We start from the raw sequence: 23,165 nt of genomic DNA, 5'->3' as shown, positions 1-23,165 counted from the left end.
GTGGATTTTATGGTTTGGCGACCCGGGTACACCAGTCGAAGAAGCCGATGGCGCGCAGGTCTTTTTCCATGGAAATATACTCGTTCTCTTCAAAAGGTTGTAACGGTAATCTTACATCGCCGCAGTCGAGGCCTATCATACGCATCATGGCCTTCTGGGCACGCAGCCCGCCATATTTGACAATGATGCGCACCATTTCCACGGAGTGCAGCTGGCACTGTTGCGCCTTTTGCAGCTGTCCGTCGGCGAAAGCCTGTATCAGGTCGTTATACAACGGCGCGGCGAAATTATAGGTGCTGCCGATAAAACCATGGGAGCCGGTAGCGAGGGCGCTCAGCAACATTTCGTCCGTGCCATAGAGCAGTTCGTACCGTCCTTCACTGGCATGCATACACGCCTGGAAGTCATGTATGAAAGGCGCGGTGTATTTAATACCGGCGAGGGTAGGCAGTTTACCGGCGGCCTGTTCGAGGAATGCCACCATATCAAGCGATATGCCCGTGAGTGCCGGAATATTATAATAGAACAGCGGCAGCTGCGGGGCGCCTGCCGCAATAGTGGCCAGACTGTCTATCAGGCCTTGTATGGTCTGTATTTTAAAGTAAGTGGGCAGCGTGGCAGAGATAAAATCGGCGCCATGCTCCTGTGCATGGGCTGCCAGCTGTCGGGCTTCCTGCAGACTGTTATGTCCTACGTGTACGAATACTTTCAGTTTTTTATCTGCGGCGCGGATGAAGGCTGCGGCGGTTTCCATTCTTTCGGCCGTGGTCATGGAAGGACCTTCTCCGGTGCTGCCGCAGACAAACATACCTGTAATACCGTTGCTGATCAGTGTCTGCACTATTTCGTGTATCCGTTCGGTATGGATGCTTCCGTCGGCGTGCATGGGTGTAAATGGTGCGGCCACCAGTCCCTGAATGCGTGTTGCTGTCATGTCGTTCATGTGTTCGTTGTGCTTATTGTTGATGGATATGGCTTATAATTTTTTTGTTGATTTTTTGGAAGATGAGATGGCTGTAGGCGCTTTTTTCCCCGGCTTCGTACAGGCAGGCGATGTCCCCGCCGGGCAATACGGCCAGTGAGGAATAGGCCGCCGGTCCGGCGTGCAGCACGCGCAGCGGTTGCCAGCTAAGCCCATCGTCGCTGCTGGCTTTGAGCGTCATGTTCATCCTTTTGTCACTGGCCGGGTTCAAAAACAGCAGGATGCCGCTGCGTTTGCGGGAGGGCCAGCGGTATCGGACGATGCTGGCCTGACAGACAGGGTCTGTCAGCGAGGGCACGTCAGCGGGAGCGCCCCAGTTAAGACCGCCGTCATGGCTAATGGACTGGGTACGTAACCCGCGGCCGAAATAGGAGCGGAGGCTCATCAGCAGGCCGCCCCGGCCGTCGGCCAGTTCGGTCAACTGGCATTCGTTCACTTTAGGGCGGATGTTGCCGCCGCGTTGCCAGGACTTGCCGTGGTCGTCGCTATAGATAACGTGTGATCCGTATTCATAGGGCCCTTTGGCAACATGGCCGCTGCTGTCGTCATAACTATGGTCGCAGGGCACCACCAGGCGGCCCCTATGGGGCCCATGTTGCAGCTGTATGCCGATGCCCGGGCCGGTGGCATACCAGCCCCATGAAGGGTCTTTCGTGGTAGCGGTGATGTCTTCCGGCTTTGACCACGTGGCGCCGTTGTCGTCGCTTTTGCAGACCCAGACGGTGCGTGTATGCGTCGCCGTTTTATGGATGATGTCGTGTTCTTTGTCCAGTCCTTCGTTGCGGGTCAGCAGCAGCCAGATGGTGCCGGTGGCGGCGTCCAGCACCGGGCAGGGATTGCCGCAGGTGTGCGGGCCGTCGTCCCATACTACCTGCGTGGCCGACCAGGTTTGGCCGCCATCGGAAGAGCGTTTCAGCAGGATATCTATATCTCCGGCATCGGCGGCGCTTTCTTTGCGGCCTTCACAGAAAGCCAGCAGCTGGCCATTGCCAGCGGTCAGGAGCGCCGGGATGCGGTAGCTTTTGTAACCGCCGTCGCCGGCGCTGAACAGTACCGTGCTATCGTGCTGGCCCAGCAGCAGCTTAGGGAAAAACAGCATCCATAACAGGCAGGCATATACGGTAGTCTTCATATCTCTCTATTTAAAATCGGTAACAGGTATCACTTTATAGGCAATGCCTTCATAGGGCTTTTTATAACCAGCTTCATAGAAGATAGCAATTTCCGTGTCCGACAGCATCACGATGTCGGAGTAGGCCGAAGGGCCGCTGTATATCCTGCAGGACTTGCTCCAGTTATTGCCGTCGTCAGTGCTAAGCCGGATGGTCATGTTCTCGCGGGCGGTGCTGGCCGGGTTGGAGAAGAACAGCCATTGTTTCCAGGAGAGCAGGCTACCCTGGCAGACAGGTTCCACCAGCGTATAGTCGGCCCTTACCGGCAGCCAGGAAGCGCCGTCATCGGTGCTGGTGGTCACCAGCCTGGCGCCACCGGCGCTGTTGCGGATATTGAGCATGAGCTGCCCGTCGGACAGTTCGGCCACGGTGCTTTCCGCGCCACGGTCTTTATTGGCGATGCCGCCCAGTTTCCAGCTCTGGCCGTGGTCGTCGGAGTAAATGACATGCGCTGAGTCACGGGAAGGGCTGTCCGCTGTTTTGAGCGACATATAATCACACGGGATGACGAGCCTGCCGGCATGAGGGCCGCGTTTGAGCTGTATGCCATGGCATGGGCCGGTGCCATACCACGCCCATCCCGGTTTCTTGACATCTTTCGTGATTTCTTTGGCAGGCGCCCAGGTGAGGCCTTCGTCATCGCTGCTGGTGACGAACACGCGGCGGGTATCTTTGCTGGTGCCGGCGTTGATGGCGCCGATATTGTCTTCGCCCAGGTTCCATGTCATCAGCAGCTGGAGGCGGCCGGTCTGTTCATCGAGCACCGGCACGGGGTTGCCGCAGGTGTTGGCACCGTCGTCCCATACCATAATGGGAGCGCTCCATGTTTTGCCGCCGTCGGCAGAACGTTTTACCAGCAGGTCTATATCGCCTTCGTCCTTGCAGCTGTTTTTGCGTGCTTCGGCGAAAGCCAGCAGCACGCCGGTTTTTGTCTTAACGATGGCGGGTATACGATAACAGCTGTAGCCGCCGGTCTTCTCCCTGAAAATAAACGGGATGCTGTCGGTGGTATTACCGCCATTGTTACCGGGCGGTGGCGCCGGTGTCAGGTTTTCGCTGCCGCCACCCTTACAGGAGGCCAGCAGGAAAAGGCCGGTGGTGAGTAGTAGTAATGCTTTCGCGGTTGTCCGTTTCATGATGAATTGTTTATTGGTAGCCGGCAGTTTGTTTCAGGTTCGGATTCAGGTCTATCTGCGCTTTCGGAATAGGAAAATACAGCGGCACGTTTTTCCCGTTCAGATTAGGTACTTCCGTGTATACGTTGATGGTGCCTGCATAGTGAAAACGCAGCAGGTCGGGCCATCTTTTCTGTTCCAGCCACAGTTCCCGGAAACGTTCGTTCAATATCTCTTTTTCCACGCTTGTTTTGTCTGCCGGTCCGGTATAGTTGCCGATGCCGGCCCTTGTCCGGGTGCGGTTCAGCGCAGTAACGGCATCGGATACACGCCCCAGGGCCACCAGCGCTTCGGCCTTCAACAGGAATATTTCCGCGAAGCGGTAGATAACGATGTCAGCATCATAAAACCAGTCCGTGTCTTTGGTGCCTCTGAACTTGTTATCGAACACGCCTATCAGTTTATTGTTAGGCCCGATGGCTTTGATAAAAGAGGCATTCTTTCTTTTATCGGCAGCGTCAGTGAACATGGACTCAAACTTCGGGCTGGGCATATACTGGCTGCGGGCGCCGTTTTTAGCCGCCGCAATATCATTTTTGTTGACGGCGTCCTGTACAAAGATATCGCGTGGTTTCAGCTGACTGCCATACATATCGCTTCGTTCATCTTTCTTAAAATAAACAGAAAAAATGATTTCTGCATTTGCCCGGTTGTTGGTGGCGAAGACAGAAGCAAAGTTATCGAGGAGTGTGAGACCGGCGGTGCTTTCCACCTGTTGCAGCGCGGTCAGCGCCTCCTGTAGGTCGGCATCATTGCCTTTGAGTACTTTGAACTTCCACAGCAGGGCATCGGCTTTCAGCGTAAAGGCCGCGGGTTTGGAAGCCCGGTTTTTGTTGACGAAAGCGCCTTCAGGGAACAGCGCGATGGCGGCATCGATATCTTTTAATACCTGGGCCATCACGTCCACGGCAGGGGCGCGGAAGGGCTGTTGCTGGTTGCTGCTGGCCACAGGCTCCAGCATCAGCGGCACATCGCCCCAGGAGCGTATCAGCCAGAAGTACGTATAGGCGCGGATGAAATAGGTTTCCGCCATGGCACGGTCACGGTCGGTACTGTTAGGGAAATTGATGCCCGGCGCATTTTTCAACAGGAGGTTGCAATGATAGATAATATTGTAATAATTAAGCCAGTTGGGCGCATTGGCATTGTTAAGGTTCTGCTGCCAGGCGGTGGACATGCCGCCTTCCAGACCGGCGATAAAGGCATCGCTACGGTCTTCCATATAATAAGTGGTATTGAAATAGTTTTTATCGTTGACAGTGCCGCGTAGCAGGGCATAGATGCCGGTCAGGTATCCGGTCACATCGCCGGGCGATTTCCAGTAGCTGGCATTGGTGATGTCTGAAACGGTTTTTACGTCCAGCACCTTGTTACAGGAGAAGGCCGGCAGTAATGCGATCAGGCAGCTGTATAGAAGAGAGCGTTTATTCATGATCGTTAGTTTGCAGTTTAAAAATTGACTTTTACGCCCAGATTGTACTGGCGAGGACGCGGGTATAGGCCGGGGTCTACACCGGTGAACACTTCGGGCGACAGGCCGTCGTATTTGGTGAAGTAGCAGATGTTATAGATGCCGCCAAACACATCGATGCTGCTGATACCTGCCTTCAGCAGCAGGTCCGCACGGATACTGTAGCTCAGCGATATTTCACGCAGTGCCAGGTAGTCGCCTTTTTTGTAATAGAGGGAGTTGTTGCTCGCAGTCCCATCATTGCCCAGGCCGTTGGCAGCACGGTTATGGTTTTTGAAATTGTAATCATAATCGCTTTGTACGGTGTATTTGGGAATGTTTGCCTGATCGCCCTGTTGTTTCCAGATATCATCGCTGATGACATCGGTGAGCGCCTGGTTGTTGTTGCGGGAGCTGCCGTTGGCTTTCCCTCTGAAGCCGTTGTCAATCACATGTCCGAGGGCGTAGTCTGCCACGATGCGGAGGCTGATGCCTTTGTAGGTGAGGGTGTTGACGATGGCGCCCTGTTTATCAGGACGGATATATCCCATAAACGTCATATCGCGGTAGTCGATCGTATCGTTTTTATCGAAGTCGTGCCAGATCGCGTCGCCACCGGTTTTTTTGCGGCCGTTGGCTTCCACGTCGTAAGGTGCGCCGGCAGCGTCTTTATCGGTGGAGTAAACGCCGTCGAGCTGGTAGGCCCATCGGCCACCGAAACGTTCGCCTTCGGCGAGGCCGCCGACTTTCGTGTATTGGCCGGCGTTAGGATCAAAGACGTAGTTGCCGCCGATCCTGTTTTTCGCTTCGCCGTTGCCCGGCAGGGATACCACTGTACTGCGGTTGAAGGCAAAGGTGATACCGGTGTTCCAGGTGAAGCTGCGTGTTTTAACGGGTGTGGCATTTAGTTCCACTTCGATGCCGCGGTTGCGGATAGTACCGTAGTTGCTGCGAATTTTGCTGAAGCCGGTAGTGGCGTCCAGTGGTTTATCGAACAGGCGGTTATCGGTGATTTTGTTGTAGAAGTCCAGCAGGATGGTGATACGGTCTTTCAGCAAACCGATGTCCAGGCCGGCATCTACGGAGGTGGTGGTTTCCCATACCAGGTCGTTGTTGGGCAGGGTAGTATTGAGGATGCCGGTGTTGCCCATGTAACTCAGCAGGTTACCGCTGAGGGAGGTGCTGTACTGGCCCTGGGAGTCGAAGATAGAAAGTGCGTTGTTGCCTGCCTGGCCCCAGCTGCCCCTGATTTTAAACAGTGATATGACCGGTTGCAGCGGTTCCCAGAAGTTTTCGTGATGCAGGTTCCATCCGGCAGACACACCGGGGAAAGCGGCCCAGCGGTGATTGCCGGAGAACCGGGAAGAGCCGTCGCTGCGGATACTGGCGGAGAACAGGTATTTGTTATCGAAATCGTAGTTCAACCGGCCGAAGTAACTCATTAATATTTCTGTGGATTCGGAAGTGGACGTGCGTTGAGTTTCCACTTTGGTGGCATTCAGCGTAGGTATGTTATCGTTAGGTGCGCCATAACCACTGCCGCTCATGTTGTAGTCGTAGTCGTTGATGTAGCTGGTGCCCGCCATGGCATTGAAGTGATGGCGGTTGCCGATGGTTTTGTCGTAATTAAGTACTGCGTCTGCCTGCGTATGCCTGTTAAGGTTATGCGCAGCGGAAGCGTTCCTGTTAGGATTGGTTTCATTGTAGGCTTCAAATCTGTTTTCTTTTCCTTCCGTGGTGAACCAGGCGAAGGAAGGAGAGAAGCGCAGTCCCGGCAGGATGTCCCAGTCTGCGCCCAGCTGGAAAGTGGTGCGGTACACTTTGATATCGGTGTAACGTTCCTTGTAATAGATTTCATGCAGGCGGCTGCGGAAGGAGGCTATCCCTTCTCCCGGCGCGGGCGTGCCGTCTTCATAATAGAGGCGGTAGGTAGGCGGCATGGTGACGGAGCGGCTCAATACGTTGTTGTCGTTATTGGGTGAATTGGAGTAACGTACCTGGTAACTCATGTTGGTATTAAGTGTCCATTTGTTGCTCAGTTTATAGGTGCCGTTGAACAGGCCATTATAGTTTTTATAGAAGGTAGCTGCAATGATTCCGTCCTGGTTGGTGTGGCCGAGGCCCAGGTAGTAGGTGCCTTTGTCGCTGCCGCCGCTAACGCTGACATCGTATTGTTTTTTGTTGCCGTTGTTAAAGGTAATGTCCTGGTAGTCGGTGCCTTTGAACAGGAGCTGTTTACCGGTGACCGGGTCTGTCATGGTTTCCCAGCCTTCTTTTTGCAGGAGCTGGTCCACATAGGCCTGACCGTAGTTTTGTATATAGGTGTCGAGGAATTCCAGGGTGTTTTTGGAATTGCGCGGGTTGCCGGTAGACATGCCATAGCGGCCGCCGGTGAGGTAGAAGTCCGGATTGGTTTTGTTATAGTCCATCGTGTTTTTGCGGCTTACGTAGATGTAGTCGCGTGCGCTGAGGAACTTGTATTGTTTCGCCTGTTGTTCCAGTCCGTAGTTGAAGCCGAAGCTGACGCGTGGTTTGCCGGCTTTGCCGGATTTTGTTTTAATGATGATGATGCCGTTGGCGGCGCGTGCTCCATAGATGGCAGTGGAGGCCGCGTCTTTGAGCACCTGTACGGATTCGATATCGTCGGTGTTCATATCGGAGATGCTGCGCATGCCTTGTGACACCATGCCGTCTATGATCAGCAGTGGCGCGTCTTTTTCAGGAGAGGTAGTGGTGCCGCCGCGAAGAAATATTTGCGGATCGGCGCCGGGCTGGCCGCTGTTGACCTGCAAGGTAAGTCCGGGTACTTTGCCTTGCATTTGCAGCAGGGGATTTTGTCCCGGTGCATGTTCAAATTCTTTCGCGTTTACGCGGGAGATGGCCGTGGTAAGGGTGGCGCGGGACTGTTTACCGTAGCCGATGGCCACTACTTCGTTGAGGGCGGTGGATTTTTCGCTGAGAGATACCGATAGCTGCGGGCGGCTGTTGACCGGTATTTCGCGGGTGTCCATGCCGATGATGCTGAACAACAGTATAGCGTCTGCGGGTACCTGCAGGCGGTAGTTGCCGGCTGCATCGGTGATGACGCCGTTCTGCGTGCCTTTCTGGATGACGGTTACACCGGGCATGGGCCTGTTGGCAGCATCGGTGACCTTACCGGTGACGGATATATTTTTTCTGGCGGAAGATTCCTGTGGTGGTTGTTGTTGGGCCGATACCGGTAAGAAAGAAAACCAGGTAAGGGCTACCAGTAACCAGCTTCCCGGCCAGTGTAAACGTGGTAGATGTTGTTTTTTCATAACCGTGAATATTTAGATGTTGGTTGGGTTGTCCACTTTTAAGTATTACATATGTGGCATTGGTTGATTTTAATAGCTTGGTTTTGCGATCCTTTATTAATATGTAGTATTTAAAAGTGAAAAATAGTGAAATGTTGGCCATATTTCGCTCTAAAAGTATATAAATTAATTTATTTGTAGTACATATTAATTCGAATTTCTACCTTTATTGGTAGAAAATTGTCTGTGATTCAGCAAAAAGATTATTTTTAGGATCAATTAAAAACAATAAATACTACTTAATAGATGCAAAAGGACCTTACCCTGGCGGAGCAGATTGAGCGGAAAATACTGAAGTATATCTCTGAGAAAGGCTACCAGCTGGGTGATTCGCTGCCCAAAGAGAACGAGCTGGCGGAAATACTGGGCGTGAGCCGGGTAGTATTGCGGGAAGCACTGAGCCGGCTGCGCATTCTGGGCTTTATCGAAACGAAGCGCAAACGGGGCACTGTGCTCACGTCGCCGAATATATTTTACGGGTTTAAGACCATCCTTTCGTCCGGCACGCTGGACAAAGACTCGTTGAAAGACCTGTATGAAGTACGCCTGATGCTGGAAATAGGCATGGCCGATTTCCTGTACCTGCATAAAGAGGAACGTTACCTGAACGACCTGCAACGTATCATTGAAGAAGAAAACATGACGGTAGACTCAGAGCAGCTCATCAAACTGGATATACGTTTTCACAGCACGTTGTATAAGATGTCCGGCAACAAATCATTGTACGCCTTTCAGAACCTGCTGAATACACTATTTGCCACTTATGCCCCTCGTCGTAAAGACTGGAAAGTAAAACAGATCATCTCGCATGAGTCGTTGCTGGAGATCCTGAAATGCGGCACCGCAGATGCTTTCCGCACAGCCATGCGCCTGCATCTGAACACCCGCTTTGAGAACATGGGCACGTTGTTTCCGGAGAAGGCGGCCAATCCGGTGATGGAAGAAGAAGAGGAGTAGCCTGTTCCATTTTTCAAATATTATCTAATAAATATTCCGTACAGTGATCTGACTTAAAAATAAAATTATTACAATCGATTGTTTTTTATATTTTTGAAAAACACCACCACGTTACTGAGCATACGAAGTGTATGTGGTACACTTAAAGATGAGATCAGCCAAAATTGAAAATTGCCGGAAAACCATGTCCGGCAGCATTTAAACAGGACAGTAAATCATTATTCGTAAACAACCAAAGTTTAATCAGCCACAGTAAAGAGTAGCTATCTATCGTTCAAAAAAAGAGGATTAAAAATATCGCAGTTTTTATGCAAACGTTTGCTGACAGATGGAGGCTTATGCCTCCGTCGGGCCGTTCATGTCCCTTATACAGCTTAAATAAATTCCAATTATGAATAATCAATCACCACGTTACCGGACATCCCGTAACGACCGCGCTGGCTGGTGCTTCCTGGCCCTGATGGCCACCACCGGGCTTTTCTGCGCAGTCACGGTACCTGCCTACGCTGTGAAGGCACCGGTCTTTCAGACGCCGCAGGAAGAGCACCGGTTCATCACCGGCGTCGTTAAAGATGAAAAAGGCCAGGCCCTGCCAGGCGTGACAGTATCGCTGAAAGGCACTACTGCCGGTACTGTCACCGATCCGGAAGGAAAATTCACGCTCAAAACAACTGCCAAAACCGGCACGCTCGAATTCAGCTCCATGGGCTTCGTAAAACAACAGGTGGCCTATGCCGGACAAAAGAACATCAACATCACCCTGACCACAGACCAGAAGGCGCTGGGCGAAGTGGTGGTGGTAGGCTATGGCACGCAACGTAAAGTAAACCTCGTGGGCGCTGTTTCCGCTATCAAAGTGGACGAAAAAATTACCAGCAGGGCATTGCCCAATGCGTCCTCTGCACTCTCCGGACTGGTGCCTGGCCTGTCAGCGGTGCAGTCGTCCGGCATGGCCGGTAAAAACAGCGCCAGCCTCGTTATCCGTGGCCTCGGCACCGTCAACAACGCCAACCCGCTCATCGTGGTGGACGGTATGCCGGATGTGGACATCAACCGCATCAACATGAACGATATTGAAAGCATCTCTGTACTGAAAGATGCGACTTCCGCTTCAGTGTATGGTTCCCGTGCAGCCAACGGCGTTATACTCATTACCACCAAATCAGGTAAAGGTCAGCGTAAGACGGCACTCAACTTCAACGGGCTATACGGTTTCCAGCAACCTACACGGGCATACGATTTTATGGCCAACTACCCACGCGCGCTCACGCTGGAACAACGCCTGGGCCTCGTAGGCACGCTGCGCGACAACCTCACCTTTAAAGACGGCACCATCGACCAATGGATGGCCATGGGCATGATAGACCCGCTGAGGTACCCCAATACCGACTGGTGGAATATCATCATGCGCACCGGCAGCACGCAGAACTACAACCTCTCTGCTTCCGGCGGAAATGACGTTTCCAACTTCTTCCTGTCTGTAGGCGTACAGGATGAAAAAGGGTTACAGATCAACAACGATTATACCCGCTACAATGTGCGCTTCAACTACGATTATAAACTGCGTAAAAACATGAACACCGGCATCCGCTTCAACGGTAACTGGTCGAAGTTTATCTATGCTTTGGAAGACGGCTTCACGGACGCTTCCAGCAGCAATACCGCAGGTTTTGATATGCGCTATGCCATCGCCGGCATCACCCCGTACGACCCTGTCACCGGTAAATTTGGCGGCGTAATGGCCTACGGTGAAGATCCGCAGGCCTACAACCCTTATGTGGTGTATACGAATTCGCTCAACCGGCAGAACCGCCAGGAAGCCAATGGTAATATATACCTGGACTGGACACCGCTGCCAGGGCTCACCGGCAGGGTGGACTACTCGCTTAACTACTACAACCAGTTTGCGTACAGCGCAGCTATTCCTGCCACTGCATTCAATTTTCAATCAGGCATCAACGGTAGTCGGGTATATGTAGGCGAAAATGCAGGCATCAGCAACCAGACGTCCACCGGCTATAAAACCATGCTGAACGGCAGATTGACCTACCACAAGGCATTTGGCGTTAACCACGATCTTACGGTGACAGGCGTGTACAGCGAAGAGTTCTGGTACGACCGGCTGCAACGCAGCGGACGTAATGACCGCCTGTTCCCCGGTCTGCATGAAATAGATGCGGCCCTCACAAGCATACAGACTACCGGCGGCAGCAGCTCCAGCGAAGGGCTGCGTTCCTACATCGGCCGTGTGAACTACACCGCATTTGACCGCTATTTGTTTGAAGCCAACTTCCGCTATGACGGTTCTTCCAAATTCCTGCCCGGGCACCAGTTTGGGTTCTTTCCTTCTGTAGCGCTGGGATGGCGCTTTACGGAAGAAAGTTTTCTGAAACCTTTCCTCAGCCGCGTTCTCACCAGTGGCAAGTTCCGCGCCTCTTACGGCCAGTTAGGCAATAACAGCGGTGTAGACCGATATGAACAACAAAGCACTCTGTCCGGCAGCCATTATTATATTGACGGCGCCGTAGTGAAAGGGCTGGTGTACCAGAAAATGATCAACCCCGACTTTAGCTGGGAGAACACCGGTGTGTTCAACCTGGGGCTGGACCTGAGCTTCCTCGACGGCCGCCTTAATGCTGAACTGGACTACTATAACCGTCTTACTACCGGCATGGTAAGGCCTTCCGATTTGTCACTGCTGCTTAGCGGTGCGTACGTGGCGCCCCGAAAGAATATCGGCAACCTGCGCAATAAAGGCGTGGAGCTGAACTTAAACTGGTCTGATCATTTCGGGCCTGTGCGGTACGGTGTAAACCTGAACGCATCGTATAACCGCACCACTCTGGAGAAATGGAACGAGTATCTCGGTCGCGGCTATACGTTTCTTAACATGCCCTACCACTTCCTGTATGTATACCAGGACCTGGGCATCGCACAAACCTGGCAGGACATCTACAATAATACGCCACAGGGCGCATCTCCGGGAGATATCCTGCGCAAAGACGTTAACGGCGACGGCAGGATCGACGACAACGATAAAGTCGCTTATCCCAATGTACAGCGTGACAGGCCTACGACCAACTTCGCCATGGGCTTCAACGCTTCCTGGAAAGGATTTGACATTGCATTTTTACTGCAGGGGTCAGCAGGCCGTAAAGATTTCTGGCTCAACAACTACAACGATGTAAACTTCAGCGCCAGCCGCTATGCAGCTTCCTGGTCGCACTGGACCAACCCCTGGTCACTGGACAACAGGAACGGTGCATGGCCCCGTATAGGCGGCTCCGGTAACCGGGAAGAGAGCACTTTCTGGCTTGATAACCTCGCTTACCTGCGCCTGAAAAATATCCAGCTGGGATATATGTTGCCGGCCAGCCTGATGAAACGTATTGGCATCAACAGTTTCCGTATCTATGGCTCTGCTGAAAATATAGCCACTATCACTTCTTTCCGTGGCCTTGATCCGGAGCAGACAGGCAACAAAAGCAATGCTTATCCGCTGAATAAAACTTATTCAGTTGGTGTAAATGTGGGACTCTAAAGTAATAATCATGAAAAAATATACTTCTACGATATATATCATGACTGTACTGGCCGGCATGGCTATGCTGGTAGGCAGTTGTACCAAACACCTGCTGGACCAGCCTTCCAGCATGGAAGTGGACAAGGAGGTGTTCTGGAAAACAGATGCCGACGCGCTGGCAGGCATCATGGGCGCCTATGCAGATGTAAGGCCGCTTTTTGACCGCGACTATTATTTCGATGGGCAAGGAGAGTATGTGCGTGTCCGTGGTGTCAGCGCTGCCAAAGATGATCTCCAGAATGGCGGTGCCTATGCTGTTAACACCGGCTCTTCCGGCTTTAGCCCATCCGGTTTCGGGCAGCAGTTTGATGCCATGTACAAGTACCTGTACGGCGGTGTGAACCGCACCAATTACGTGATTGACAACGTCCGTAAAATGCTGGCCTCCGGCAGCAACGTGTCTGTGCCCAAGCTGGAGCGCATATTGGGAGAAGCCCGCCTGTTGCGCGGAATGGTTTACTTCCGCCTCATCTCCATGTGGGGCGATGTGCCTTACCTGGGACATACCGTTACCAGCAACGACGAAGTGGTATCGCTGTCACGCATGCCCATTGCACAGATAAAAGACTCCATCATGGCGGATTTTACCTATGCTATCGATAAGCTGCCTGCCAAGTCCGACCAGATTGGCCGTGCCGCCAAACCTGCCGCACTGGCCTTCCGTGGGAAGTTGCAGTTGTATTGGGCCAGCTGGAATAAAAACGGATGGCCGGAATTGAGTACGTTCAAATCCAGTACGGCCGCTGCCACAGCAGCCTACCAGGGCGCTGCAGACGATTTCAGGCATGTGATCAACGACTTCGGCCTGGACCTCTTCAGAGGCGGCGCGCCGGGCGTAGTCGGTCGTTTGGGCAGGGCCGACACATTGCCCAACTATTATTATTTATTTACACCGGTGGCCAACGGCGACGGAGAAATGATCATGGCATTTGCCCATGGCGGTATTGGTACTTTCCAGGGCGAGGAGCTGATGCGTGATTTTGCCGGCCGTTCCCATGAAGGTTCTCAATGTTGGGTAACGCCGCGTTATGAAATAGCAGACAAGTACCAATCTACCATCACGGGTGATTTCGCCCCTAAAATGATTCCGCTGAACCCTTCCACCGTGGCGGACGCCAGGACCCGGCTGAATTCCGCTGTGAACCCGCAGAGTTATGCCAACCGTGACTATCGTATGAAGGCTTCTATCATGTGGGATTATGAAGTAAGCGTAGGCATGGCTTCCCTGAAATCCACCGGCTGGGTGCCTTTCATTTATAAAACCTGGGCACAACCGTTTGTGATAGACGGGGAAACTTTCCTCACTTACAACACAGATGGCAGCAACTCTGGTTATGTGTTCCGTAAGTTTTTGCGCAACTACGCCGGTCAGGGCCGCAGTGACGGTGATTATGCGTTCCCGGTGATGCGTTTGGCCGATGTGTTCCTGATGTATGCGGAAGCTACCAACGAAGTGAATGGTCCGCAGGCGGATGCCATCGCGCTGGTGAACCGGGTGCGGCTTCGCGGCAATCTGCCCCCGCTGGCAGGCAGCAAGACGGGCACCAAAGATGCTTTCTTTGCCGCCATTGAACAGGAGCGTATTGTAGAGTTGCTGGGTGAAGGCCATCGCTCTTTTGATGTACGCCGCTGGAGAACACTGGAGAAAAACTGGAACCCGCCCGGAGGCCCCGGCGTATGGCGCATAGACACCTGGGGGGCGCAACAGCAACGCTACTTCCAGAACACCAACGACAGAGCCATGCAGCAGTGTTACATCTTTAAGATACCGCAGAGTGAGCGTGACCGTAACCCGAACCTGACACAAAACACGCCGTGGATGTAGGCATTATCTATCTACCTAAAAAAACAACAGATGAAAAAATATATCATTATAACCAGCCTCCTTCTCATGACGATATTGATATGGAGCAGTTGTAAAAAAGACCAGCCGATTGATGAAGACGGTTTGTTGATCACCACCCGGTCAGAATGTTACGTGAGCAATTTTGAGTTGCTGGGCGCAGATTTCCAGACCGTGCGTTCCAAAGCGCCGGTGATCGATACAGTGGCTTGTACCATTCAGCAGGAAGTTTTCTTTGGCACCGATCTGAAAAACCTGTGGCCGCAGTTCACACTGGTGACCGACGCCAAGCTGGACCCAAAGATCACCGGGAAAGTTGACTTTTCAGACCTGGCCAATCCGAAGAAATACACCGTCGTGTCCGGAAACAGGCAGGTAAGAAAAACATACACCGTTATTATCACCGTGCAAAAGTGAGTTGCAGTTAAAAACATGAATTATGAGAGGTAAATATTTTTCCTATATATCGTTGGTGTGCGCGTCGCTGCTGATGGCAACGGCCTGCACGAAAGACGGGGACTACGAGGTGCCCAAGCCTAAAAACGAATTACAGAATGACTGTATCAAACGGTCGCTAGGCCCCAATCTCGTTGGCCTCAACATAGAGTTTGCCTATGCCATCGGTATTCCGGCAGCCAAAGGGAAACTGGTGTCTGCACAGGTGGTAGCGTCTATCCCTGGTATGCAGGTGAAGCCCGGCGACCAGGCTAATTCGGCCACCTATTTGCAGGACAGCTCTTTTTATACCAATGGCAGCGGTGTAGACGTTCCCGTTAAAGTTGGCGACCGTTCCGTTACCAAAGAGGGAGCCAACGTGGTGACTTTCACCAAAGATACCAATGCCGTGACGCTCCGTTATTTCTACCGGATACCCGAAGAGGCGAGGGGCAGGACGGTGAAATTTACCTTCACCGCCACCAGCAGCAACGGGGAGAGCGTATCCTATGAAATGGGGCCTTATACCATTGCAAAAATGGACATGAAACTCAACCTGACGCCTACCAACAACAATAAGTGTTATTTGTCTATCGCGGACCTGGCTTTGTACAACGCCGCGGAAGCCGCCGCCAATCCGGACAAGATAGACCTGGTATACCTGTACCGCAACCTGTCGGTCCAGTTTGGACATGCGCTGGTAGCGCCGGCAGCAGCTAAAGATTATCTGCCGGGCGTAACGTTGCCGGCTAACGTCAACAGGGATACGAAACTGAGCAAAGCCTGGAATGTGCAGGACTTTCACCTGGCAGGCCTGAAATATGGCACCACCTTCGTGGACGATGTGGACTTTGAAAAGCTGGATATGTCTGCATCGCCTGATTTCGCGCTGGGATTAAAGGAAGAAGGCGGCGTGTGGGTGGAAACCAGCGATGGTAAATACCGCGCTTACATTTTTGTCAATAAGGTAGATAATACCGCGCAGTCAGCGCGTATCAGCATTAAGCGTTATACGCTGAAGTAGTTGTTTTCTGTACTGCGGATAATGAATGGCGGGCGTTGCTGCTGTTCATTGTCCGCATTTTTTTATACCCTCAGACCGATATCTTATGCGATCATTTTTTTGTTGGACGATAGTGTTGTTATTATCCCTGCCGGCCGTCTCACAGGATTTGCTGAGCAGCAAATACACCACAGCGCAGTTATCACAGCAGCTCATTCCCCGCGTCTCGTGGGTACCTTTTCCGCCTGCCGGTGACACAACCTGGACCGCAGACAAAGAGGTGGCCGATGCGGCCGTCCGCAAGGCAGAGCGTTATCTGCATTATGAGTGGCCGGGCATTCCCGCCACCACGTCGTTGTTGATTGTGCGTACCGGCAACCGCAGCGATTATCAGGCTATCGCCAACCGTAAACGGGAGGCGCTGGCAACCTTGCTGCTGGCAGAAATCTATGAACACAAAGGCCGGTTTATCGATGATATCATCAACGGCGTATGGTCTGTCTGTGAAGAATCTTTCTGGGGAGCGTCCGCACATTTGCCCAAAGGCGACAGTTATGGAGGGCTGCCTGATGTGGCAGATCCTTTCGTAGAGCTGTTTTCCGCCGAGACGGCCACCTTGCTGGCGTGGGTGGATTATTATGTCGGCTCCCAGCTGGATGCCGTTTCACCACAGATACGGAAACGGATATACTACGAAACCAACCGGCGCATTTTTGAGCCGCTGGCCACCAAACATCACAGTTGGATGGGCAACAGCAGCAGTACCGGCCGTCGTCCTAATAACTGGAACCCGTGGATCTGTTCCAACTGGCTGAATGCAGTATTGTTGCTCGAAAAAGATGAGCATAAAAGGGTAGCGGCCGTGCAGCAGGTACTGCGTACCCTCGACAATTTCCTGAATCCCTATCCCGCAGATGGTGGCTGCGACGAAGGTCCGGGTTACTGGGGAGCTGCCGCCGCCTCCCTGTATGATAATATCTCCCTGCTGGACCTGGCCACGCACGGCGCTTTCAGCTATGTGTTCCAGGATGCCAAAGTGAAGAAGATGGCACAGTTCATCTATCTCGCGCAGATCAGCGAGCGTTATTTCCTTGATTTTGCAGATGCTGATCCGCAGCCGGGAATGGACGGGATGATGATCTACCGTTTCGGCAAAGCTATCGGAGATCCGGATATGATGCGTTTTGGCGCTTTCTACTACCGGGACAACAAATCCGCCGGCACGTATCATTTCTTCCGGCAGTTTTTTACCCGCTTCATGCAACAGGAGGTGAAAGCCGCCGGCAAAGGATTGCCGTTGCCGCAAAACACCTGGTGGCCGGACCTCCAGGTGATGGCGGCCCGCGATCGTGGTGGCAGTGCCGCTGGTTTCTACGTGGCGGCCAAAGGCGGTAACAACGACGAAAGCCATAACCATAACGATATCGGCAATTTCATCGTATACTACAACGGGCTGCCGGTCATCATTGATGTAGGCAGAGGCACCTATACCGCACGTACGTTTAGCAGTAAACGTTATGATATCTGGTTCAACCGCTCCGATTATCACAATCTGCCGGACGTCAACGGTTATACGCAGTTGGCCGGCGCCCGGTACAAAGCGACCGGCGTAGCATACCAGTCGGCCGCCGGTTACGGCCGCATGTCTATGGATATTGCGGCGGCGTATCCGGAGCAGGCGGGTATCCGGCAGTGGCACCGGAGCGTTCGGCTGGACCGGGGCAGGGCAGTTCATGTGACCGACAGCTTTGCCTTGCAGGCGCCGGGCACATTCAGGCAGTACCTGATGACATGTTATCCGGTGGATGTTTCCCGGCCAGGACAACTGCTGATACAGGATTTCGTTGTTACTTATCCCGCAGGATTACTGGAAGCATCAGTGGAGAAGGTTCCCCTGCAACAGATGGAAGACGAGGGCATCCGGCAGAAGTGGGGCGATAATATTTACCGTATTATATTGAAAGCGAAAGCGCCTGTGAAAGAAGGAGAGATGGATCTTAGTATTACCAATTCTGGGAGTGTACAGTAAGTACGGTCATGGCTTGAATTTGGCCACAGTTCATGGTTTTGTTGAGTTTTCCTGTATCTGTGTAAATAAGATTTTATACACTGCAACTAATTCGCAGTCCTGACTGATGTTTTATATCATGATTAATTGCTGCTCTATGTAAGCAAAAATATTTTTTTTATCATGATTTTCTCCTTACAGATGGTTTATGGTATCCTACAATGCAGTGCCATAGCGTAAGTCAGAAGTGTAGGAGTTTGTCTGATGAAAAAAGCGATACTGTCTTTTTAATCCTCAAAAAAAACAACAATTTTTATCCGGTGGTTTTAATTATCTATTTTCAAAACGCCTTTTACCTGGTTGATCATCCCTGGTAAAAGATGCATGAAGGCTGGCAGGAAGAGCATGTTGCCATCGTTATACCCACGAATACCGGTTGCCCAATGATTGATGTACCGAAAGAAGGTTGAGACACGTCGTCTATATTAATTGTTTACATAAATTAAAACACACACTTATGAAGTCCCCCCGAATTTTCCCCTTGTTAGCCAAACCTATCTCCAAGCTAATGGCTGCTCCATTTCCAGTTGTACTGCTGATGCTTGTTTTTGCACTGGTGTTTTATTCATGCGGCAAAACACATCAGGGTGTGCCGGCTGTAAAAGAAGTTAGTGTTGCTGGTCAAAGGCTACTGGCCGCTGTAGAGCAGTATAAAAAACAGATCATGGCGACTCCTGTCAGGCCTGTAGCAAAAATGGGCAATGCAAAAACGGAAACGCTTACTGGTACATCAGATGATGAAGTCACCTATTATATCCAGTTTCCCACTATACCATCCGCTAATCTGCTAAACCTGTATAATAACGCCAGCACCATACAGGATGTAGTCAATTTAAGGGAACAGGGGCAGGCAGTTATTCAGTTTAACGCTAATGCATCCAGTTCAAATTATCCGATTACGTTATCAAAGCAGACAGCCAAAACAAGTCTTCAGCCTTTGATCACTGAATCAAGGACCTATTTACATTCCAAAGGACTGACGGATGCTGATATCAACGATATGATTTATTCCCAGGGCGGAACAGAAGAAGACCTGGTACCATTTACACTATCGCTGGTGCAAATTGAGAAAACACCAAAACCATTTATCAATTATCCGGACGGATATACCTTTCATAATGAACACGGTTATATAAACGGCCGGTTGACAAAGCTTGTAAACAGATTAACAGGTGACACTACCTGGTATGTCATAGGACAACAGGACCCGGGCTATGAGGTGCTTACTGTTGCCGCTATTGGTACTTGTGCCATGGAGGCAATTGGAGCAGACATTTTTTGGGCACTGGCTCAATCCAGTGCTTCTGCATGGACCATGGCAGCTATTACCACCGCATTCAGAACAGTTGCCAAGAAAGTAATTGGCCCTATTGGAGTGGCCATTGCAGTTGGCGAATTTTCATGGTGTTTGTACCAGCATAGCTGATCTTCGTTACCTATAATTAAGTAGCAAGACTTCAAAGTATCTGCCTTATGAAGTCTTGCTACTTTTATAATCACCCTACCTTGCCTTCCCACGAAGAATTATAGCAGAATAATTCCCTTGAAATGCCTATCATTGTATTCTTCTCCATTGCTTCTTCAATCAATTCCTAGGATTTTTGCAGCGCAAACTGCTACTACTACTGTTTGAGGATTAATTCGTATCTTCCATAAAGCTGCTTTTATTTTTAATCTCCAATATATAGTTGCTTTGGTTGATTTTTCCTGCAAAGATCAGCATCCAATCAGCGCATTTAATAAATACTATGTATTATGGCAATCTACCAAAAGATTATTGTTGGTATTGCTGTATGGTTCGGCTTTGTACAGATAGCGGCAGCTCAACATGGGGGCGACAGTACAGCACGTGCATCTAAATGGAGTTTTCATTTTCAGGCTACCGTTATTGGCCAGCAGCATTCCGGTTTCAGGTCAATGTATCGGGGAGACAACAGTCTGGCTGACTCCGTGGAGCCCACGGCGCAGAGCCTTACCGCCACTACTTTTGTTGGCCGCAGATTGTGGAAGGGCGCGGCGTTTTATTTCAACCCCGAGGTATCCGGCGGAAAAGGACTTAGTTCTGCTTCGGGTGTAGCGGGCGCATTGAATGGAGAAACATATCGGGTTGGCGCTGTGCAGCCACAGGTGTTTATTGCGCGCGCGTATTTGCAGCAACATTTCCGTTTAGGCAAAGCAGAAGAAAATATCGCAGATGATGTAAATCAGGTGGCAGACAAGGTGCCATCCAGCAGGATTACCATCAGTATAGGAAAGTTTGCCATGGAGGATTTTTATGATAATAATGCATATGGAAAAGATCCCAGAATACAGTTTTTAAACTGGTCTGTCTGGGCTAATGGCGCCTGGGACTATCCTGCCAATACCAGAGGCTACACGGAAGGAGTGGTAGTAGAGCTTATCAAACCGAAATATGCAATACGTATATCCACAGTGGCAGTGCCCCGGATAGCCAATTATCACCTGATGGAGTATAACGGGCACGCACATGCGGAAACGTTCGAATTCCAGCATCAACTTCAGTTCGGGCAACGTAGCGGTACGATCCGTTTCCTGGTCAGCGGCACCTGGAACAGGGCGCCCTCCTATAAACGGGGCCTGGCTGCTATTGCCAGCCAGGATACCTTTTTGCTGCATGTGATCCGTGGCGCTTCCGAAAATACTACTTACGGCGGGCATAAGTATGGGCTGGGATTAAATATAGACCAGCAACTGAGTGATGATCTTGGCTTCTTCTGCAGGGTAGGATGGAATGATGGAAAGTATGTTACATGGGCATTCACGGAAATAGACAGGACCCTTAGCGGAGGCCTGTCACTGAAAGGGACCAAATGGAAACGGCGGAACGATGTAGCAGGCATCGCAGGCGTGGTAAATGGCGTCTCCCCGGAACACCGGGATTTTCTGGCCGCAGGCGGCTATGGATTTATACTTGGAGATGGCCGGCTGAACTACGGGCATGAAGGCATACTGGAAACCTATTACAATGCTCAGCTGAACAGGTTTCTGCAACTTACATTCGACTACCAGTACGTAAACCATCCGGGATACAATAAGGACAGAGGACCCGTGCATGTGTTTGGACTAAGAGGACACATTATGTTCTAGTATGCCTATACAGATTTGTGAAAAAAGTACCCGTTGAAATCAGCCACAGCATTGATTATTTTTACTCTATAAATAAAAATGTTTCAAAAATATTTTGCAGGGAAAAATATTTTTCTATCTTTGCAATCCCTTAACAATGAGGGTGTTCGCAGTGTAAGCAGCGATATGATTCCGTAGCTCAGTTGGTAGAGCAATACACTTTTAATGTATGGGCCCTGGGTTCGAGTCCCAGCGGGATCACTACTAAAAAACGCCTTCAGATTCGTTGAATTTGAAGGCGTTTTTTATGCTCTTCCGCCAGCTGTTTAGCAGGTCCGATTCCTCGCTTAAACGCTTTACGGAGCCGGCCGTTTGAACGCCTGTAGGCTGGCTTAGTGATGACGCCGGCAACGGTCTTCCAATAAAACAAGGAACAATAACTTCTACTCCTCTGTACCTGATAGTTTTTCTTCTAAAGTTGTCCAGTAATCATTGTGCCTCTCTTTACTCACAGAGAATAAATGCACATTAATCCACCTTCGGATAGCCGTTGGGGTAGGTTTGTTTGTCAGGTTCCCGCGTGCGGGAAAACTATCGTAATATGGTGTACAGGCGCTATTTCCCGGGCGAAATGATCGTCGTTGCGGCATGTTGTTGCTTCCTGCCAGGGGAGTAATTCTGTTGTCTGAATTATTGAAGGAATATTGTATTTTAATGACACATTTTGTTGACCGATTGCCATAAATCTCCAAATTTTTTATCTATGTCACTGAGACCCATCAAATTAGCCACTATCATAAATGAATGTCCTTGTATCAGTAACGAAACATATTGTTTTCACTTGTTTAAATCTCCAAATTTTTAGCTTATGTCACTGAAACCTATCCATCTGGCTATCGTAGATGAGAGCTCTCTGTTTATTAAGATGATGAAGAACTACCTCCTCGGACAAAGAAATATGGAGGTTGTTTTTCATACATCGGAATTGTCTTCTTTGTTTAAAAAGTTACGGGATGTTGACGTGAATGTTTTGCTGATAGACGTCTTTGTCCATCAACAAAATGTACTCGACGCCCTGGAGATTATCCGAAGTGAATATCCAGAAATTAAAATACTGATACTATCGAAGTCCACAGACGTAAGCCTTATAAGTAGTCTGCTCGACCTGGGCATCCATGGGTATATTTCCAAAATGGATGAGCCGGAAGAGCTGGTACGGGCCATCGTGTCTGTTGCGGAAGGCGAAATACACCGTAATAAACTGCTGACAGAGGCATTGTACCTTCACAGGCACAACAATAACAATAGTAACAGCAGGATATATACGGTATTGGACCTGGCAGTGCTGGACGACCGGGAAAAAAGAATTTTGCAGTTGCTTTGGGAAGAAAAGAGCAATAAAGAAATCGCGGATGAGGTATTCCTGAGCGTAAGGTCAATAGAAAAGATCCGGCAAAATATGAAAGAGAAGCTGGGTGTGAAATCGACAGTGGGACTGCTGAAGTATGCGATAAACAAAAAGATTGTATTAATTGATCAATACACTTGACCTCGAAAACCGCTACTTCAGCTGGAGATCCTGACCTAAGTTCTGTTGTTATTAGCCGCATTCAAAAGAAAATACTAACTGTAAATCCGGGGCTATTAAAGAACCGCCAATTCCCTAAATATCATCATTGCGAGTCACTTTAGAGCAGTCGAACTCATGAGTTTCCTTTGAGAAAGGAGGCAGCAGCCTTTTTGTGCCATGCCGGCAAGCCTTTCATGAAAACGAAATATTTTTTTAGTAAAATCCGCAATGAAATATAGCGGAATTACGATCGTTTATTTTATGCATTTACAGTAATTTGAACATAGTTGAGACTGGACCGGTAGATAATTTCCAAACTCAGATAACCATTTTATAACGTCCTTTTTTCAATGAAAGCAGGTAATGTTACTTGCAGTTGCGATAGCTGTATCCTTTACAGTTCAAATTAAACCTGGCCAAATAACCATTAGTGTTTCACAACAATAGTTGCTCCACTCAGTGTAACCCATTCAGATTGACTTTCACCCCCTAAAAAAGACGG

General features: G+C 50.5%; 14 protein-coding genes and 1 tRNA gene. 10 read left to right on the top strand and 5 right to left on the bottom strand.

Annotated elements, in window-relative coordinates; all coding sequences use genetic code 11:
- Positions 1-7 precede the first annotated feature (7 nt).
- Genes ACTJJS_RS30320 through ACTJJS_RS30300 form a run of 5 tightly spaced genes read right to left on the bottom strand, consistent with a single transcriptional unit; the run spans position 8 to position 8,078 of the window.
- Positions 8-943, bottom strand: a complete 936-nt coding sequence (locus tag ACTJJS_RS30320) for a dihydrodipicolinate synthase family protein (protein WP_440667480.1) — start codon at positions 941-943, stop codon at positions 8-10.
- Positions 944-956: 13 nt separating this feature from the next.
- Positions 957-2,114, bottom strand: coding sequence for a sialidase family protein (locus ACTJJS_RS30315; protein ID WP_440667478.1), 1,158 nt, complete (start codon positions 2,112-2,114; stop codon positions 957-959).
- Positions 2,115-2,120: 6 nt separating this feature from the next.
- Positions 2,121-3,290 carry a sialidase family protein gene (locus tag ACTJJS_RS30310; protein ID WP_440667476.1) on the bottom strand — a complete coding sequence of 390 codons (1,170 nt, stop codon included), beginning with the start codon at positions 3,288-3,290 and terminating at the stop codon, positions 2,121-2,123.
- Between the two features lie 10 nt (positions 3,291-3,300).
- Positions 3,301-4,761, bottom strand: a complete 1,461-nt coding sequence (locus ACTJJS_RS30305) for a RagB/SusD family nutrient uptake outer membrane protein (protein ID WP_440667474.1) — start codon at positions 4,759-4,761, stop codon at positions 3,301-3,303.
- A 17-nt stretch (positions 4,762-4,778) separates the two neighbouring features.
- The gene (locus tag ACTJJS_RS30300) at positions 4,779-8,078 is read right to left on the bottom strand and encodes a SusC/RagA family TonB-linked outer membrane protein (protein ID WP_440667472.1); all 3,300 of its coding nucleotides are present in this window, start codon (positions 8,076-8,078) and stop codon (positions 4,779-4,781) included.
- A gap of 285 nt (positions 8,079-8,363) precedes the next feature.
- On the opposite strand from ACTJJS_RS30300, the gene ACTJJS_RS30295 reads away from it, so the two are divergent.
- From ACTJJS_RS30295 to ACTJJS_RS30250, 10 genes are all read left to right on the top strand, one after another.
- A complete protein-coding gene (locus tag ACTJJS_RS30295) occupies positions 8,364-9,074 on the top strand; it encodes a FadR/GntR family transcriptional regulator (RefSeq protein ID WP_440667471.1) in 711 nt (236 codons plus the stop codon).
- A gap of 391 nt (positions 9,075-9,465) precedes the next feature.
- Positions 9,466-12,615, top strand: coding sequence for a SusC/RagA family TonB-linked outer membrane protein (locus ACTJJS_RS30290; protein WP_440667469.1), 3,150 nt, complete (start codon positions 9,466-9,468; stop codon positions 12,613-12,615).
- A gap of 10 nt (positions 12,616-12,625) precedes the next feature.
- Positions 12,626-14,482 (top strand): RagB/SusD family nutrient uptake outer membrane protein, encoded by a 1,857-nt coding sequence (locus tag ACTJJS_RS30285; RefSeq protein WP_440667467.1) that lies wholly within the window; start codon positions 12,626-12,628, stop codon positions 14,480-14,482.
- Between the two features lie 30 nt (positions 14,483-14,512).
- Positions 14,513-14,917 carry a hypothetical protein gene (locus ACTJJS_RS30280; RefSeq protein WP_168873966.1) on the top strand — a complete coding sequence of 135 codons (405 nt, stop codon included), beginning with the start codon at positions 14,513-14,515 and terminating at the stop codon, positions 14,915-14,917.
- A gap of 22 nt (positions 14,918-14,939) precedes the next feature.
- Positions 14,940-15,959, top strand: a complete 1,020-nt coding sequence (locus ACTJJS_RS30275; protein WP_440667465.1) for a DUF4466 family protein — start codon at positions 14,940-14,942, stop codon at positions 15,957-15,959.
- Between the two features lie 85 nt (positions 15,960-16,044).
- Positions 16,045-17,967 carry a heparinase II/III domain-containing protein gene (locus ACTJJS_RS30270; RefSeq protein WP_440667463.1) on the top strand — a complete coding sequence of 641 codons (1,923 nt, stop codon included), beginning with the start codon at positions 16,045-16,047 and terminating at the stop codon, positions 17,965-17,967.
- Between the two features lie 496 nt (positions 17,968-18,463).
- Complete coding sequence (locus tag ACTJJS_RS30265; protein ID WP_440667461.1) at positions 18,464-19,432, top strand: hypothetical protein; 969 nt, start codon at positions 18,464-18,466, stop codon at positions 19,430-19,432.
- A 329-nt stretch (positions 19,433-19,761) separates the two neighbouring features.
- Positions 19,762-21,114 carry a carbohydrate porin gene (locus ACTJJS_RS30260; RefSeq protein WP_440667459.1) on the top strand — a complete coding sequence of 451 codons (1,353 nt, stop codon included), beginning with the start codon at positions 19,762-19,764 and terminating at the stop codon, positions 21,112-21,114.
- A 167-nt stretch (positions 21,115-21,281) separates the two neighbouring features.
- A tRNA-Lys gene (locus ACTJJS_RS30255) sits at positions 21,282-21,354 on the top strand.
- 607 nt (positions 21,355-21,961) lie between these two features.
- Positions 21,962-22,642, top strand: a complete 681-nt coding sequence (locus tag ACTJJS_RS30250; RefSeq protein ID WP_168873971.1) for a response regulator — start codon at positions 21,962-21,964, stop codon at positions 22,640-22,642.
- The last annotated feature ends 523 nt before the right edge of the window (positions 22,643-23,165 follow it).

It is taken from the genome of Chitinophaga sp. 22308, assembly GCF_052045305.1.
GTDB classification, from domain to species: domain Bacteria; phylum Bacteroidota; class Bacteroidia; order Chitinophagales; family Chitinophagaceae; genus Chitinophaga; species Chitinophaga varians_A.
Note: the sequence above shows the minus strand (reverse complement) of the source record. Positions and strands in the feature narration are given on the sequence as shown.